A 15365-nucleotide genomic window follows, 5' to 3' on the forward strand; every position below is an offset into this window, starting at 1 on the left:
ACTTCGACACGCTCAGCCACCTCGCTATCCGAGACCCGAGAGTCCGGACGCCCCCGGAGCGTGGGTAGCGTTGGCGCATGCGCGTGTGCTTGGCATCCACTTCCCCCGCTCGTCTCATGCTGCTGCGCCAGGCGGGCATCGAGCCCGAGGCGCGGTCGCCCCGGGTCGACGAGGAGGCGGTCATCGCGGAGGTCGAGGCGGCCGAGGCGCGGCGCCTGCCCGCCCCCGAGCACGTGCTGCTCCTCGCGCGCCGCAAGGCCGCCGACGTCGCGCACCGCCTGCGCGCGGAGGAGCCCGACTTCGACGGTTTCGTCATCGGGGGAGATTCGATGTTCGCCCTGGGCGACGAGATCCTCGGAAAGCCGTACACCCCGGATGCCGCGACCGCGCGCTGGCGCGGGATGCGGGGCCGCACCGGGGTGCTGCACTCCGGACACAGCGTCTTCCGCCTCTCCCCCGGCGCGGAGCTGCAGGAGGCCCACGCCGTCGCCGAGGCCTCGGTGACCTTCGCCGCCGACGTCGACGACGACGAGATCGCCGCGTACGTCGCCACCGGCGAACCGCTGCTGGTGGCGGGGGCCTTCACCGTCGACAGTCTCGGTGGGGCGTTCATCGAGCGCGTCGACGGAGACCCGTCGACGGTGGTGGGCATGTCGCTCTCGACGGTCCGACGTCTGGTGCGCGAACTGGGCGGCTCGTGGACCGACCTGTGGAACCGTTCGTAGACTCCCTCACACGTTTTTCGGCGTTTCTTATCGAGGAGGGTCAAAAGGCCGGGGTGCCCCCTCGCTAGGCTGGGAGGATGCCGAAGATCGCCAAGGTCCTTGTCGCCAACCGCGGCGAGATCGCCGTCCGAGTCATCCGCGCCGCCCGTGATTCGGGGAAGGCCTCCGTCGCGGTCTACGCCGATCAGGACCGCGACGCCCTGCACACCCGCCTCGCCGACGAGGCCTACGCCCTCGACGGTGCGACCAGCGCCGACACCTACCTCTCGATCGAGAAGATCCTCTCGGTCGCCCGCCGCTCCGGCGCCGACGCCGTGCACCCCGGCTACGGCTTCCTCGCCGAGAACGCCGACTTCGCCCGCGCCGTGATCGGTGCCGGCCTCATCTGGATCGGCCCCTCGCCCGACGCCATCGAGGCGCTCGGCGACAAGGTCACCGCCCGCCACGTGGCCGAGAAGGTCGGCGCACCGCTGGCCCCCGGAACCCCCGGCCCCGTCTCGGGCGCCGACGAGGTCATCGCCTTCGCGAACGAGGTCGGCCTGCCGATCGCCATCAAGGCCGCGTACGGCGGCGGCGGACGCGGGCTCAAGGTCGCGCGCGAGCTCGACGAGGTCGCCGAGATGTTCGAGTCGGCCACGCGCGAGGCCGTCGCCGCGTTCGGTCGCGGCGAGTGCTTCGTCGAGAAGTACCTCGACAAGCCGCGCCACGTCGAGACGCAGTGCCTCGCCGATTCCGCCGGAAACGTCGTGGTCGTCTCCACACGCGACTGCTCGCTGCAGCGCCGCCACCAGAAGCTCGTCGAAGAGGCCCCCGCGCCGTTCTTGACCGACGAGCAGAACGCCATCCTGTACTCGGCGTCGAAGGCCATCCTCAAGGAGGTCGGCTACGTCGGCGCCGGAACCTGCGAGTTCCTCATCGGCGCCGACGGCACGATCTCGTTCCTCGAGGTCAACACCCGCCTGCAGGTCGAGCACCCCGTCTCCGAAGAGGTCACCGGCATCGACCTCGTGCGCGAGCAGTTCCGCGTCGCCGAGGGCGAGGAGCTCGGCTACGACGACCCCGCGCCCGTCGGCCACTCGATCGAGTTCCGCATCAACGGCGAAGACCCGGGTCGCGGGTTCCTCCCCCAGCCGGGCCCGATCCACGTGTTCAAGACGTTCGGCGGCCCCGGCATCCGTCTCGACTCCGGCGTGACCGCGGGCGACAGCGTCTCGGGCGCCTTCGACTCGCTGCTGGCGAAGATCATCGTCACCGGCCGCGACCGCGCCGAGGCGCTCGAGCGTTCGCGCCGCGCCCTCGACGAGTTCGAGGTCGCCGGCATGCCGACCGTCATCCCCTTCCACCGCAAGGTCCTCCGCGACCCCGCCTTCACCGCTGAGGACGGCGAGTTCGGCGTCTTCACGCGCTGGATCGAGACGGAGTTCGTCAACGACATCCCCGCGTGGGACGGCGAGCTCGAAGCGCCCGCCGCGGCCCCCGGCCGCCACACGGTCGTCGTCGAGGTCGGCGGCAAGCGCCTCGAGGTGAGCCTGCCCGACCGCATCACCGCGGCGGCACCGCAGGTCGGTCGGCCCGCGGTCGCTCCCCCGTCCCGCCGCGCGCACGCCGCCTCGCCCACGGCCGGCGCCACGGGCGACGCGGTCAAGTCGCCGATGCAGGCCACCGTGGTCAAGGTCGCCGTCGAAGAGGGCCAGCAGGTCGTCAAGGGCGACCTGGTCGTCGTGCTCGAGGCGATGAAGATGGAGCAGCCCATCCAGGCCCACAAGGACGGCACGGTCGCCGCCATCGACGCGTCGGCCGGCACCACGGTCGCCGCGGGACACCAGCTGCTGCTGATCAGCTGACGGGCCCTTTCGTTCACACGGCGCCGCGCTCCTTCGGGGGCGCGGCGCCGTCGTTCGTGCGCGTGAGCCCTGACCGCGTCACAGGTGGCTGAGCCCGTCGAAGCCACCGCGACCCGCGGCGACGACCGGACCCGTCGACACGCTCAGGGACCTCCGCCGTACAGGTGGCTGAGCCTGTCGAAGCCACCGCGACCCGCGGCGAGGACCGACCAGCTCAGAGACCCGCGTCAGTCTTCGCCGGGGTCGTCGCGGTCGACGATGTGCATGGCGCGCGCGGCGTCGGTGATGCTCGAGGTCAGCGAGGGGTACACCGCGAACACGCGGGCGACCTGGTCGACGGTGAGGCGGCGCTCGACGGCGATCGCGATCGGGTAGATGAGCTCCGACGCCTTGGGGCCGACGATCACGCCGCCCATCACCGTGCCGCTGCCCTCGCGGGCGATGAGCTTGACGAAGCCGTCGGTGATGCCCTGCATCTTCGCGCGGGGGTTGGCCGAGAGCGGGAGCTTGCGCACCTTACCGGCGATCCGGCCCTCGATGACGTCCTGCTCGCTGAAACCGACGGTGGCGATCTCGGGCGCGGTGAAGATGTTGGCCGTGATGCGGCGCGTCTCGAGCGGGATCACGATGTCGCCGAGGGCGTGGAAGATCGCCTGGCGCCCCTGCATCGAGGCGACGGATGCCAGGGGGTAGAAGTTCGTGCAGTCCCCGGCCGCGTAGATGTTGGGCACCGAGGTGCGGGCGACGCGGTTGACGCGGATGTGACCGGATGCCGTCATCTGCACCCCCGCCTGCTCGAGTCCGATGCCGGCGGTGTTGGGGATCGATCCGACCGCCATCAGGCAGTGGCTGCCCTCGATGGTGCGGCCGTCCGACAGAGTGACGGTGACGCCCTCGCCGGTGTTGACGACCGAGTCGGCCCGCGCCTTCGCCAACAGGGTCATGCCGCCGCGCTGGAACACGCGCTCGAGCACGGCCGCGGCATCCTGATCCTCACCCGGGAGCACCTGGTCGCGGCTCGAGACGAGCGTGACCTTTGCGCCGAGGTTCATGTACGCCGAGGCGAACTCGGCGCCGGTCACACCGGAGCCCACCACGATGAGGTGCGAGGGCACCGACTTCATGTTGTACAGCTGCGTCCACGTGAGGATGCGCTCTCCGTCGGGCTGCGCCGACGGCAGTTCGCGGGGCGAGGCGCCGACCGACACGACGAGGGTCTCGGCCTCGATGCGGTCGAAGTCGGTTCCGCCGGCCTCGGTCGAGACGACCACGGCGCCGTTGCCGTCGAGGCGTCCGTGACCCGAGATGATGCGGACGCCCGCCTCGAGGAGCGACGAACGCATGTCGTCGGACTGCTGACGAGCCAGGGAGAGCAGGCGCTGGTTGACCGCGGCGAGATTGATCGCCACCTCGGGGGTCAGCGGCTTGCCGCGGTCGTCTTTGGCGAACAGCTGCACGCCGAGGCTGCTGGCGTTGCGGATCGCGACAGCCGCGTCGGCGGTGGCGATGAGGGTCTTCGAGGGGACGACGTCGGTGATGACGGCCGAGCCGCCGACTCCCGCACGCTCGACGAGGGTGACGTCGGCGCCGAGCTGCGCGGCGGAGAGGGCCGCCTCGTACCCGCCGGGGCCGCCGCCGACGATCGCGACGGACTGCTTGCGCTCGAAGCTCTGCACCATGGCATCCATTCTGTCAGCGCTGGGCGGATGCCGATGCGCCTCACAGCTGCGCCCGACACGATGATCCGAGGTGTGTGCCGTCTGGCTCGCGGCCCCCGCCTTTTCTAGAGTGGGGGAATGTCCAACAGCACAGCCCACCCGCTCGACGACCCCGCGGTCGACCCGTTCGAGATCGCCGCCGCCGCGGCAGCCGACATCGCCCGCCTCTCGGGTGTCGAGCACCACGACATCGCCGTGACCCTCGGGTCCGGCTGGGGACGCGCCGCCGAGCTCATCGGCGAGGAGACGGCGTCGTTCCCCGCGACCGAGGTCGTCGGTTTCTCCAAGCCCGCCCTCGAGGGGCACGTCGGCACGCTCCGCAGCGTCCGCACCCCCGGCGGCAAGAACGTGCTCGTCATCGGCGCGCGCACGCACTACTACGAGAACCACGGCGTGCGCCGGGTCGTGCACAGCGTGCGCACCGCGGCCGCGACGGGCGCCACGACGATGATCCTCACCAACGGCGCCGGCGGTATCCGCGAGACGTGGAAGCCCGGCCAGCCCGTGCTCATCAGCGACCACATCAATCTGACTGCCGATTCACCCCTCGAGGGCGCGACCTTCATCGACCTCACCGACCTGTACTCGAAGCGCCTGCGCGACGTCGCCCGCTCGATCGACCCCTCGCTCGACGAGGGCGTGTACACGCAGTTCCGCGGGCCGCACTACGAGACGCCCGCCGAGGTGCAGATGGCCAAGACCATCGGCGGCCACATCGTCGGCATGTCCACCGCCCTCGAGGCGATCGCGGCGCGTCAGGCCGGCATGGAGATCCTGGGCTTCTCGCTCATTACGAACCTCGCCGCCGGCATCCAGAAGACGCCCCTCAGCCATGAAGAGGTGCTCGAGGCCGGCCGCGAGGCCGAGCCGGTGATCTCGGCGCTGCTCGCCCGCGTGATCGGCGCGTTGTGAGCGGGTACGTCGACGCGGCCCGCGCCTGGTTGGCGCAGGACCCGGATGCCGTGACCCGCGACGAGCTCACCTCACTGCTCGCGCGCGTCGAGGACGGCGATGCGGAGGCGGCGGCCGACCTCGAGGATCGCTTCTCGACGCGGCTGGCCTTCGGCACCGCGGGCCTGCGCGGAACGCTCGGCGCCGGCTCCAACCGCATGAACCGCGTGCTCGTCTCCCAGGCGGCGGCGGGTTTCGCGGCGTACCTGCTCGAGCGCTCGTCCGGCTCCGCGCCGACCGTCGTGGTCGGGTACGACGGACGCCGCAACTCGGACGTGTTCGCGCGCGACTCGGTCGAGATCTTCGCCGGCGCGGGCCTGAACGCGATCCTGCTCCCCCGCCTGCTGCCGACGCCCGTGCTCGCCTTCGCCGTGCGCCACCTCGGCGCCGACGCCGGCGTCATGGTCACCGCGAGCCACAACCCGCCCGACGACAACGGCTACAAGGTCTACCTGGGCGGCGACGACCACGGCGCGCAGATCGTCTCGCCCGCCGACGCCGAGATCGCTGCACACATCCAGCGGATCGCCGACGAGGGCAACATCACCACGCTCCCCCGCTCGGTCGGCTACGCCAACGCCCCCGAGTCGGTCGTCGAGGCGTACGTCTCCGCGACCGCGGCCGTTGCGCCTGCGCCGGGCGGGGCCGAGGGCCTCAACTGGGTCTACACGGCGATGCACGGCGTCGGGTGGGAGACCGTCTCACGCGTGCTGGCAGAAGCGGGCTACCCCCAGCCCACCGTCGTCGAGGCGCAGATCCACCCCGACGGGCGCTTCCCGACCGTCGCGTTCCCCAACCCCGAAGAGCCCGGGGCCATGGACCTGTCGTTCGAGACGGCACGGGCCGTCGACGCCGAGCTCGTCATCGCCAATGATCCGGATGCCGACCGCCTGGCCGTCGCGATCCCCGACGCCGACGCCGAGGGCGGGTGGCGCCGGTTGACCGGCAACGAGATCGGGCTGCTGCTGGGGTGGCGCGCGGCGCGGCTTGCGGGACACGCCTCCGACGGGTCCGGCGACGCGCGCGGGGACGCCGGGGCGCCGGCATCCCTCGCCTGCTCTTTGGTCTCGTCGCCTGGGCTCCAGGCCGTCGCCGAGCACTACGGTCTCGAGTTCCATTCCACCCTCACCGGGTTCAAGTGGATCTCGCGCGCGCCCGGCATCGTGTTCGGCTTCGAGGAAGCCCTCGGCTACCTCGTCAACCCGACGACCGTGCGCGACAAAGACGGGATCTCGGCCGCCGTGGCCCTTCTGGGCATGGCATCCGAGGCCCGTGCCCAGGGGCGCACCGTGGCCGACCTGCTGCAGGAGTTCCGCGACACGTTCGGCGCATTCGCGAGCGACCAGATCTCGGTGCGCGTGAGCGACGTCAGCGAGATCGGCGGGATCATGGCCGCCCTGCGCGCCCAGCCTCCCGCCGCGGTGGGCGAGATCGCCGTGTCGCGCACCGACGACCTGCTGCTCGGCGTCGACGGACTGCCCCCGGGCGACGTGCTGCGCCTCTGGCTCGACGACGGCTCGCGCCTCATCGTGCGCCCCAGCGGCACCGAGCCCAAGCTCAAGCTGTACCTCGACGTGCGCGGCTCGTCGGCGAAGAAGGCCCGCCGGCGCCTCGAGGCGCTGCGCGCGGGGGCCGAGGAGTTGCTGGTGTCGGTGCGCTGACGCGCGCTGGCGCCGCGGACGACCACCGCCCGTCCGCCCGGTTCGGGGCGTGAACCGTGGCCCCGGGGTGCGATTCGTGGCCCCGGGGCCACGAATGAGCAGGTCACCGCGCCTGCGGGGACGTGGCCGCGAGCACCATGAGCATGCGGGGCCGCGGAATCGCTGGTGCTGCTGCGCTGTGAAGCGCGCCCGGGCGACCTCCCGGCTGGCACCGGTTCGGGGCGCCGATTGTGCCCCCGGGCGGGCGCCCCGTGGCCCCGGGGCCACGACCCGGTTCAGGGCGCCGATCGTGGTCCCGGGGCGTGATCCGTGGCCCCGGGGCCACGAATGGGCAGGTCAGTGAGGCTCGGGGTATGCGGCCGTGGACGATCCGGGAGAAGGCCGACACGGGGTGCACACCTCCTCCCCATCCTCGGGTTTGCGCCCTCTATCCCTCGTCGGGGCATCACGGTCCGCGAGGGAGCGCTCATGACCGCGACGATCAGGTCATGTCGAACGGATTGGTCGTTCCTCTGCGTCGTCGTCGCGACCTGGAGGATCTGGGGTGGGACTCCCGCCAGATTGCCCGCGCTCTGCAGGCGGGCTCACTCATCGCCGTGCGGCGCGGTGTGTTCGCGCGCGCTTCCGAGCTGCGGGATCTGAAGACCGAGGAGCAGGTGGTCGTTCGGGCACGCTCCTACGGTGCTGTTGCGACCTCTCGCCCGATTTTCGCGGGTCGCACTGCTGCGGCCCTGCATGGACTCCCGTTGATCGCAGATGATGGGCGACTCCACATCTGCTCGCCCGAGAATCGACCGGGCTCTGCTTCTGACGTCGTCCGCCACCGCGGAGACCTCGGCGCCGACGACATCACCGAGATCGACGGGATCGCGTGTACGTCACTCGTTCGGACTGTCGCTGATGTGGCGAGATGGGAATCGCGCGAGTCGGCTGTGGCGGCGGCTGACGCCGGTCTGCGCGCCATCGCATGGACTGCGCCCGGCACGTACGACCTGGTGAAGGCTGAGACCTTTCGCGAGTCCGCAATCGAGGCCCTCGACTTCTCTCCGCGCGGGCGCAGACGCGGGCGCCGCGTTCTCGAGTTCGCAGACGGACGGGCACAGCGCCCCGGAGAGAGCATCAGTCGAATTCGACTCGATGAGCTGGGCTTCGCCTCCCCGTCACTGCAGGTTGCCGTTGACGGACCGCGCGGCAAGACCTACTGGCTCGACTTCGGGTTCGATGAAGCGAATGCATGGGGAGAATTCGACGGCAAGGTGAAGTATCGCGAGCTCGCCGACGCGTCCGAACGCTCGTCTCGCGAGATCGTCGAAGCCGAGAAGCAGCGCGAGGACTGGATTCGAGGTACCACCGGGCGCACAATGGTGCGCTGGGGCTGGGAACACATCAGCGATGCCGCCGCTCTGGGCCGCCGCCTCGCTGCCTTCGGGGTGCGCCCCGGACCGCGTCCCTGAACAGCTTCGGGTGGCAGGCGCATTCCAGCCTGCGGGTCCTGAATCGACGCCGAGGGCAGCCGCGCCTTGGAGTTCGCGGCCGCCTCAGCGCACGACTCGACGGAGACGTCGCCCGAAGCTGCCCGTCGCGGTGCAGCGTGACGCCGTCGTCCCGCGGAACCGGGGCGGGCGTCCGGGGCGACGAATCCGGCCCCGGGGCCACGACGCACGCCCCGGGGCCACGAACTACGCCCCAGAACGGCGTACGGGCAGGCCGCACCGGGCGAGGCCCCGCGTCAGCTCGCCAAACCCCACGGAGCCGGGGCGGGCGCTCGGGGCGACGAATCTGGCCCCGGGGCCACGAACCACGCCCCGGGGCCACGAACAACGCCCCACAACGGCGCCCGAATAGGCCGCACCGGGCGAGGCCCCGCGTCAGCTCGCCTAACCCCACGGAGCAGGGGCGGGCGTTCGGGGCGACAAATCTGGCCCCGGGGCCACGAACCACGCCCCGGGTCCACGAACCACGCCCCACAACGGCCGAGACAGGTGGCCGCCACGCCCCGGGGCCACGAACAGCGCCCCATAACGGCAACCAAGGCGCCCGCCACGCCCCGGGGCCACGAACCACGCCCCACAACGGCCGAGACAGGTGGCCGCCACGCCCCGGGGCCACGAACCACGCCCCAGAACGGCAACCAAGGCGCCCGCCACGCCCCGGGGCCACGAACCACGCCCCAGAACGGCCAGCAAAGGCGCCACGGCGGCCCGCGCCGGGCGAGACCCCGCGTCAGCCGGGCGAGACCCGCGTCAGCCCGGCGAAGCCTGCGTCAGCCGTCGATCACCGCGACCAGCTCATCCAGGAAGGCCGGGAACGAGGTAGCGCGGCGCACGATGCGCTGCACGCTGTCGCGCTCGCTGAACACCTCGACGAACTGCTCGAACACCGTCTGGAACGCCTCGCGGTCGGTTTCGCTGAAGGCCACGAGAGCGACCACCTGCACGCGCCCTTCGCCCCACTCGATCGAGGGGTCGGCGATGCCGATCGCGATGCGGGTCTGCGTCGCGGTCATGCCCATCGCGTGGGGCACGGCGAGCGCGTCGGTGAACGCCGTCGACGAGATCGACTCGCGCTCGACCGCGCGGTCCACGTACGCGTCATCGATCACGCCCTGTTCGACGAGCATCCCGCCGAGGCGCTGGATCACGCCGGCCTCGCCGTTCGCGGCATCCAGCCCCCGCACGAAGGCGCCCGGCGCGAAGTAGCGTTCGAGCTCGGCCCGCAGTCGCGCGAGGCGACGACCGCGGCGGATGCGACCGGCGGCGGCCTGTACGCGCTCGACGTCGGCGTCGGTGAGGAACGGCTGGATCCGCACGAACCGGTCGCCCGGCCGCGGCGGGTCGATGGTCGTGAGCACGAGGTCGGTGTCGATGGAGTCCCACGCGGGGTCGATGCGCGTCTCGACGCCGACGACCTCGATCGCCTGGCCGAGCGAGCGGTCGATGCTCGAGCGCAGCAGTTCGTGCAGCTCGTAGTATCCGGGGCACACGATCGTCGCGGTCAGCAGCTGGTCGGCGCGACGGCTGCGTTCGAGCCGGCCCCCGACGTGCATGGCGATGTAGGCGATCTCGTCGTCGAGAATGGGGATGCCGAGGCCGTCCTGCAGCCCCTTAGCGATGTAGACCGCGACCTCGAAGATCATCGGGTACGTCGACTTCAGCGACCGCGTGAGCGGATTGCGCGACCACGCCTGCTCCTTCGCGCGGTGCAGCAGGTTCTGCACGTGCAGCGCGAGGCGCAGGATGAAGTCGTCGTGGGCGATGTCGACGAGGAACTCGGATGCCGCGTTCTCGACGACCCGCCGGACGGCCACCTCGACGGCTGGGTCGAGGCGGGAGCGCACGTCGTCGCCGGCCGGCGATCCAGGCGCGACGATGCGGGTCAGCACGAGGGTCGCGAGGTGGCGCAGGTCGCCCGAGCCGAGCTGCACGCCGATGTGCTTGACCGTCAGCCGGTCGAGCAGCGCGACGACGGCGGCCGCGGCATCCGACGAATCCCCGCCCGGAGAACCGAGGGCCCGATCGCGCGTGGTGCGGTCGGCGGCGATCGCGATGTGCATGACCACGTCGCCGATGCCGATCTCGTTGACGTAGTAGCCGAGGGCGCCGAGCTCCGCGACGAGTTCGGCCTTGAACGGCCCGAACGCCCGGGCGCCGACCGACTGCTCGCCGAGCGTGCGCCGCAGGGCATCGAGGTCGAAGAGTCCGGCGTCCATCTCGTCGTGCGCGAGCTTGGACAGCAGTCGACGTTGGGCGACCTCCGTGCCGCGAAGACGGGCGGTGGATGCCGAGCGCTCCAGGGTCAGCTCAGTGCCGCCGAGCAGGCCGCGCACGCGAGCGAGGTCGGCCTCGAGGGTGGCCGTGCTCACGTGCAGGGCATCGGCGGTCTCGAACACGTCGATGCCGTCGGCGGAGTCGAGCAACCGGCGCACGAGGGTGTGCAGGCGGTCGCGCGGGGTGCCGGCATCCGCCCCCGTCAACGCCCGGAGGGCCGCGGCGGCGTCGGCCCCGGCGCGGTAGCCGAGGGGCCCCGACTCGATCGCGGCTCCGCCCGGGACGCGGGCGTTGATCGCCGTGACGTACGAGCGGACGCTGCGCGGGGTCACGCCCAGCGCGTCGGCGAGCGACGCCGCGGTCGACCACTCCGCGTCCCGCATGAGCAGGGCCAGCAGGCGGTCTTGGCGAGCCTTGGTCGTCACGATCCGTCCTCCGCGCCGCCCCGGTTGGCAGCGTTCCGACCATCCTTTCACGCCCTTCCGCCCCCGGCGCGGGGCGAGACGGCGCGCGCAGCGCCCGGCCGCGGCATCCGTGTTCCGGGGGGTGGGAAACGAACCTGGTTGTCCGCTGTGAGACAGGTGCGGACAATCGAGAGGAAGAAAGGCCGGTCGATGAGGATCCTCGTGGTGTGTGGAGCGGGTGCGTCGAGCACGTTCGTCGCGCAACGCGTTCGTCGTGCTGCGCATGAGAAGGGCCTGGACTACTCCGCCTCGGCGGGAACGTCGCGGTCCCTCCCGATCGACCTCGACGCCGCCGATCTCGTGCTGGTGGGCCCGCACCTCGCGCCCGAACTCGAGCGCATCCGCCTCGAGGCCGCCCCGCGCGGCGTGACCGTCGTGCTGCTGCCCGACGACGTCTTCGCCGACCAGAGCGGCATCCGAACCCTCGCCCTGGTCGAGAACGCTCTGCGTTCCGCCCAGCCCGCGGACACGATCTGAACTCGACGGAGAGGACACTCATGCCCCACCTGACCCGCACCGTCCGCATCGGCTCGTCGCACGGCCTGCACGCCCGCCCCGCGAAGCTCTTCGCGCAGGCCGCGAAAGACTCCGGCATCCCCGTGACCCTCGCCAAGGACGCCGGAAAGCCGGTCAACGCCGCGAGCATCCTGGGAATCATCGCCCTGGGGCTCGAGCAGGGCGACTACGTGACCCTCGTCGCCGACGGCGACAACGCCGAGGCGACGCTGGAGCGCCTCGCCGAACTCCTGACCACCGACCACGACGCCGAGTAAAGGAAACACAGCACCATGACGGAACTCCGTGGAGTCGGAATCGGACTGGGCGTCGCCCAGGGACCCATCGCGCGCATGGCCGAGCCCCTGCCCGCCCCGAAGGACGCCAAGAGCGAGCTCTCGGTCGACGACGAGACCGCCCGCGTGCGCGAGGCCATCGGCGCCGTCGCCCGCGAGCTGGAGGCCCGCGGCGCCCAGGCCGGTGGCGCCGCCCGCGACGTGCTCGAAGCGCAGGCGATGATCGCCGAAGACCCCACCCTCGAAGCCGAGGTCGACGCGCGCCTGGCCGCCGGCAAGACCGGCGAGTTCGCGGTGCACGACGCCTTCGCCTCGTTCCGCGAGCAGCTCGTGGCCCTCGGCGGCTACCTCGGCGAGCGCGCGGCCGACCTCGACGACGTCGCCCAGCGCGTGATCGCGCGCCTCCGCGGCGTCGCCGCCCCCGGCATCCCCGATCCCGGTCACCCCTTCGTGCTCGTCGCCAAAGACCTCGCCCCCGCCGACACCGCCCTGCTCGACCTCGACAAGGTGCTGGCCCTGGTCACCACCGAGGGCGGCCCCACCTCGCACACCGCGATCCTGGCCCGCGAGAAGTCGATCGTCGCGGTCGTCGGCGCCGCCGGCGCGAAGGACCTCGTCGACGGCCAGACGGTGATCGTCGATGCCGCCGCCGGCGTCGTGACCGTCGACCCGAGCGCCGACGACCTGGCGCGGGCCGAGAACCGTGCCGCGGCCCGGGCCGCCTCGGCATCCGCCCCCATCACCGACGGCGCCCTCGCCGACGGCACGAAGGTTCCGCTGCTGGCCAACCTCGGCAAGCCCGGCGGAGCGGGCGAGGCCGTCGAGCTCGGCGCCGAGGGCGTGGGCCTGTTCCGCACCGAGTTCCTCTTCCTCAGCTCCAGCTCGGCCCCCACGGTCGAGGAGCAGCGCGCGGCGTACATCGAGCTGCTCAGCGCCTTCCCCGGCAAGAAGGTCGTCGTGCGCGTGCTCGACGCCGGCGCCGACAAGCCCCTGCCGTTCCTCAACGACGCGCACGAGGAGAACCCCGCGCTCGGTCTGCGTGGCCTGCGCGCCCTCCGCGCCAGCGAGGACATCCTGCGCGAGCAGCTGACGGCCCTCGCCGAAGCGGATGCCGCGACCCGGGCGTCCGAGGCCGGCCCCGCCGACCTGTGGGTCATGGCGCCCATGGTCTCGACCGTCGAGGAGACCCGGTACTTCACCGCCCTGGCGAAGGACTACGGCCTCAAGACGACCGGCGTCATGGTCGAGGTCCCCTCCTCGGCCCTCCTGGCCGACCGCATCCTCGAGATCGCCGACTTCGCCTCGATCGGCACGAACGACCTGACGCAGTACACGCTCGCCGCCGACCGCCTGCTCGGCTCGGTCGCGTCGTTCCAGGACCCGTGGCATCCGGCCGTCCTCCGCCTCATCCGCGAGGTCGGGGCCGCGGGCCGCACGCACGGCAAGCCCGTCGGCATCTGCGGAGAGGCCGCGGCCGACCCGATGCTCGCCGTCGTGCTCGTCGGGCTCGGCGCGACCACGCTGTCGATGGCCCCCACGGCCCTCGCCGACGTACGCGCGACCCTGCTCACCCACACTCTCGACGATGCCCGCCGCATCGCCGAGGCCGCCCTGGCCGCGGACGACGCGGCCTCCGCCCGCGAGGCAGCCCAGGCCGCCTCCTCTCTCGTCCACACCCCGTGAACCCCGGGGCGGTTCCGGCCGCCCCGTCGACACCGCGGCGAAAGCCGTACCCCCCACGCGGCCCCGGCCGCACAGCCAGTCAAGGAGACACAGCAATGACGACGACGTCACCCACCAAGAAGCCGGGAGGGGCACGGATCGCAGTCCAGCGATTCGGCACGTTCCTCTCCGGCATGATCATGCCGAACATCGCGGCGTTCATCGCATGGGGCTTCATCACCATGCTCTTCATCCCCGATGGATTCTTCGGTGCACGCAGCCCGTTCGGCTGGCACTGGGCCCCGGTCGCCGAGATCCTCGGCGGAGGCGGCAACGCCGCGACGATCAACTGGCCCGGCGCCATGACCGCGCTCACGGCCAACGAAGACGGCAGCACCTACCAGGGCTACGTCGGCCTGGTCAGCGTCATGATCACCTACCTGCTGCCGCTGCTGATCGCCAACACCGGTGGACGCATCGTCTACGGCGCCCGCGGTGGCGTCGTGGCGACCATCGCCGTGATGGGTGTCATCGTCGGCACCAACATCCCGATGTTCCTCGGCGCGATGATCATGGGCCCGCTCGCGGCCTGGGTCACCAAGCAGATGGACAAGCTGTGGGACGGCAAGATCCGCCCCGGCTTCGAGATGCTCGTGAACAACTTCTCCGCCGGCATCTTGGGCATGATCCTCGCGATCATCGGCTTCTTCGCCTTCGGTCCGGTCTTCCTCGGCATCAGCGCGGTCCTCGGCAGCATCGTCGCGTTCCTCGTGCAGTTCAACCTGCTGCCGGTGCTGTCGATCATCGTCGAGCCGGCCAAGGTGCTGTTCCTCAACAACGCCATCAACCACGGCGTCTTCACCCCGCTCGGCATCGAGCAGGCGGCGGAGTCGGGCAAGTCGATCCTGTTCCTCATCGAGGCGAACCCCGGCCCCGGCCTGGGTCTGCTGCTCGCCTTCACCTTCTTCGGTGTCGGTGCGGCCAAGGCGTCGGCTCCCGGCGCGATCATCATCCAGTTCCTCGGCGGCATCCACGAGATCTACTTCCCGTACGCCCTCGCGAAGCCCATGACGATCCTCGCGCTGATCGCCGGTGGCGCCTCGGGTGTCGCGACGAACATGATCTTCCAGGGCGGCCTGGCCTTCCCGGCCGCGCCCGGCAGCATCATCGCCGTCACCGTCGCCGCCATCGGCGCCGGTCCCGCCAACCTCCTGGTGGTCTACCTGTCGGTGGTCGTCGCCGCCGTCGTGACCTTCCTGGTGGCCGGCATCATCCTCCGCGCCTCGCGCAAGCGCGACCAGGAGGCCGAGGGCGACAGCTTCGCCGCCGCGATCGACCAGACCGCGGCCAACAAGGGCAAGGAGTCGTCGGCCCTCGGCGCCCTCCGCACCCGCGCCGCCGGCACCACCGGTTCGGGCACGACCGAGGCGGCCGACCGCGATGTCGACGCCGCCCTGGGCGGGGTCGCCGGAGCCGTGGCGACCAAGCAGCTGAACAACATCGTGTTCGCCTGCGACGCCGGCATGGGCTCCTCGGCCATGGGCGCCAGCGTCCTGCGCAACAAGATCAAGAAGGCCGGCATCGACGGCGTCACGGTCACCAACCAGGCGATCGCGAACCTCGACGGCTCGGCCGACCTGGTCATCACGCAGAATCAGCTCACCGACCGCGCCAAGGCGCAGTCGCCCGACTCGGTGCACGTGTCGGTCGATAACTTCATGAACTCGCCCAAGTACGACGAGGTCGTGGAGATGGTGCGCGCTCAGCACGAGACCAAGTAAT

General features: G+C 71.4%; 11 protein-coding genes. 9 read left to right on the forward strand and 2 right to left on the reverse strand.

Features of this window, described 5'->3' with window-relative positions; genetic code table 11:
- The first annotated feature begins 77 nt into the window (after positions 1 to 77).
- Entirely contained in the window at positions 78 to 725 is a 648-nt protein-coding gene (locus M3667_RS02625) for a nucleoside triphosphate pyrophosphatase (RefSeq protein ID WP_251504532.1), read from the forward strand.
- A gap of 77 nt (positions 726 to 802) precedes the next feature.
- The gene (locus M3667_RS02630; protein ID WP_251504534.1) at positions 803 to 2569 is read left to right on the forward strand and encodes a biotin carboxylase N-terminal domain-containing protein; all 1767 of its coding nucleotides are present in this window, start codon (positions 803 to 805) and stop codon (positions 2567 to 2569) included.
- 227 nt (positions 2570 to 2796) lie between these two features.
- Here the strand turns inward: M3667_RS02630 and M3667_RS02635 are convergent, their stop codons facing one another.
- Complete coding sequence (locus tag M3667_RS02635; RefSeq protein WP_186316529.1) at positions 2797 to 4257, reverse strand: NAD(P)H-quinone dehydrogenase; 1461 nt, start codon at positions 4255 to 4257, stop codon at positions 2797 to 2799.
- A 108-nt stretch (positions 4258 to 4365) separates the two neighbouring features.
- On the opposite strand from M3667_RS02635, the gene M3667_RS02640 reads away from it, so the two are divergent.
- The 3 genes from M3667_RS02640 to M3667_RS02650 all read left to right on the forward strand — a co-directional run bounded on the left by M3667_RS02640 (position 4366) and on the right by M3667_RS02650 (position 8353).
- Positions 4366 to 5199, forward strand: coding sequence for a purine-nucleoside phosphorylase (locus tag M3667_RS02640; RefSeq protein WP_251504538.1), 834 nt, complete (start codon positions 4366 to 4368; stop codon positions 5197 to 5199).
- Positions 5196 to 6899 carry a phospho-sugar mutase gene (locus M3667_RS02645; RefSeq protein ID WP_251504542.1) on the forward strand — a complete coding sequence of 568 codons (1704 nt, stop codon included), beginning with the start codon at positions 5196 to 5198 and terminating at the stop codon, positions 6897 to 6899. The genes M3667_RS02640 and M3667_RS02645 overlap by 4 nt, the downstream gene beginning before the upstream one ends.
- A 488-nt stretch (positions 6900 to 7387) precedes the next feature.
- Positions 7388 to 8353: a type IV toxin-antitoxin system AbiEi family antitoxin domain-containing protein gene (locus tag M3667_RS02650; RefSeq protein WP_251504545.1), complete on the forward strand. Its 966-nt coding sequence runs from the start codon at positions 7388 to 7390 to the stop codon at positions 8351 to 8353.
- Between the two features lie 809 nt (positions 8354 to 9162).
- On the opposite strand, the gene M3667_RS02655 is transcribed toward M3667_RS02650, so the two are convergent.
- Positions 9163 to 11049 carry a transcription antiterminator gene (locus tag M3667_RS02655; protein ID WP_251505062.1) on the reverse strand — a complete coding sequence of 629 codons (1887 nt, stop codon included), beginning with the start codon at positions 11047 to 11049 and terminating at the stop codon, positions 9163 to 9165.
- A gap of 231 nt (positions 11050 to 11280) precedes the next feature.
- On the opposite strand from M3667_RS02655, the gene M3667_RS02660 reads away from it, so the two are divergent.
- The 4 genes from M3667_RS02660 to M3667_RS02675 all read left to right on the forward strand — a co-directional run bounded on the left by M3667_RS02660 (position 11281) and on the right by M3667_RS02675 (position 15364).
- Entirely contained in the window at positions 11281 to 11607 is a 327-nt protein-coding gene (locus M3667_RS02660) for a PTS sugar transporter subunit IIB (protein WP_251504548.1), read from the forward strand.
- A 20-nt stretch (positions 11608 to 11627) separates the two neighbouring features.
- A complete protein-coding gene (locus M3667_RS02665; protein ID WP_144828979.1) occupies positions 11628 to 11903 on the forward strand; it encodes an HPr family phosphocarrier protein in 276 nt (91 codons plus the stop codon).
- 15 nt (positions 11904 to 11918) lie between these two features.
- Positions 11919 to 13604: a phosphoenolpyruvate--protein phosphotransferase gene (gene ptsP / locus M3667_RS02670; RefSeq protein WP_144782407.1), complete on the forward strand. Its 1686-nt coding sequence runs from the start codon at positions 11919 to 11921 to the stop codon at positions 13602 to 13604.
- A 95-nt stretch (positions 13605 to 13699) separates the two neighbouring features.
- A complete protein-coding gene (locus tag M3667_RS02675; protein ID WP_251504551.1) occupies positions 13700 to 15364 on the forward strand; it encodes a PTS mannitol transporter subunit IICB in 1665 nt (554 codons plus the stop codon).
- Position 15365: the final 1 nt, after the last annotated feature.

The organism is Microbacterium sp. P26 (genome assembly GCF_023712585.1).
In the GTDB taxonomy this organism is placed as follows: Bacteria; Actinomycetota; Actinomycetes; order Actinomycetales; family Microbacteriaceae; genus Microbacterium; species Microbacterium algihabitans_A.

What these genes read in the sequence shown, in the direction of transcription:
- ptsP (WP_144782407.1), top strand. Translation starts at nt 11,919, where the DNA reads ATGACGGAACTCCGTGGAGTCGGAATCGGACTGGGCGTCGCCCAGGGA.
- M3667_RS02660 (WP_251504548.1), top strand. Translation starts at nt 11,281, where the DNA reads ATGAGGATCCTCGTGGTGTGTGGAGCGGGTGCGTCGAGCACGTTCGTC.
- M3667_RS02640 (WP_251504538.1), top strand. Translation starts at nt 4,366, where the DNA reads ATGTCCAACAGCACAGCCCACCCGCTCGACGACCCCGCGGTCGACCCG.
- M3667_RS02655 (WP_251505062.1), bottom strand. Translation starts at nt 11,049, where the DNA reads ATGCGGGACGCGGAGTGGTCGACCGCGGCGTCGCTCGCCGACGCGCTG.
- M3667_RS02675 (WP_251504551.1), top strand. Translation starts at nt 13,700, where the DNA reads ATGACGACGACGTCACCCACCAAGAAGCCGGGAGGGGCACGGATCGCA.
- M3667_RS02625 (WP_251504532.1), top strand. Translation starts at nt 78, where the DNA reads ATGCGCGTGTGCTTGGCATCCACTTCCCCCGCTCGTCTCATGCTGCTG.
- M3667_RS02630 (WP_251504534.1), top strand. Translation starts at nt 803, where the DNA reads ATGCCGAAGATCGCCAAGGTCCTTGTCGCCAACCGCGGCGAGATCGCC.
- M3667_RS02665 (WP_144828979.1), top strand. Translation starts at nt 11,628, where the DNA reads ATGCCCCACCTGACCCGCACCGTCCGCATCGGCTCGTCGCACGGCCTG.
- M3667_RS02635 (WP_186316529.1), bottom strand. Translation starts at nt 4,257, where the DNA reads ATGGATGCCATGGTGCAGAGCTTCGAGCGCAAGCAGTCCGTCGCGATC.
- M3667_RS02650 (WP_251504545.1), top strand. Translation starts at nt 7,388, where the DNA reads ATGTCGAACGGATTGGTCGTTCCTCTGCGTCGTCGTCGCGACCTGGAG.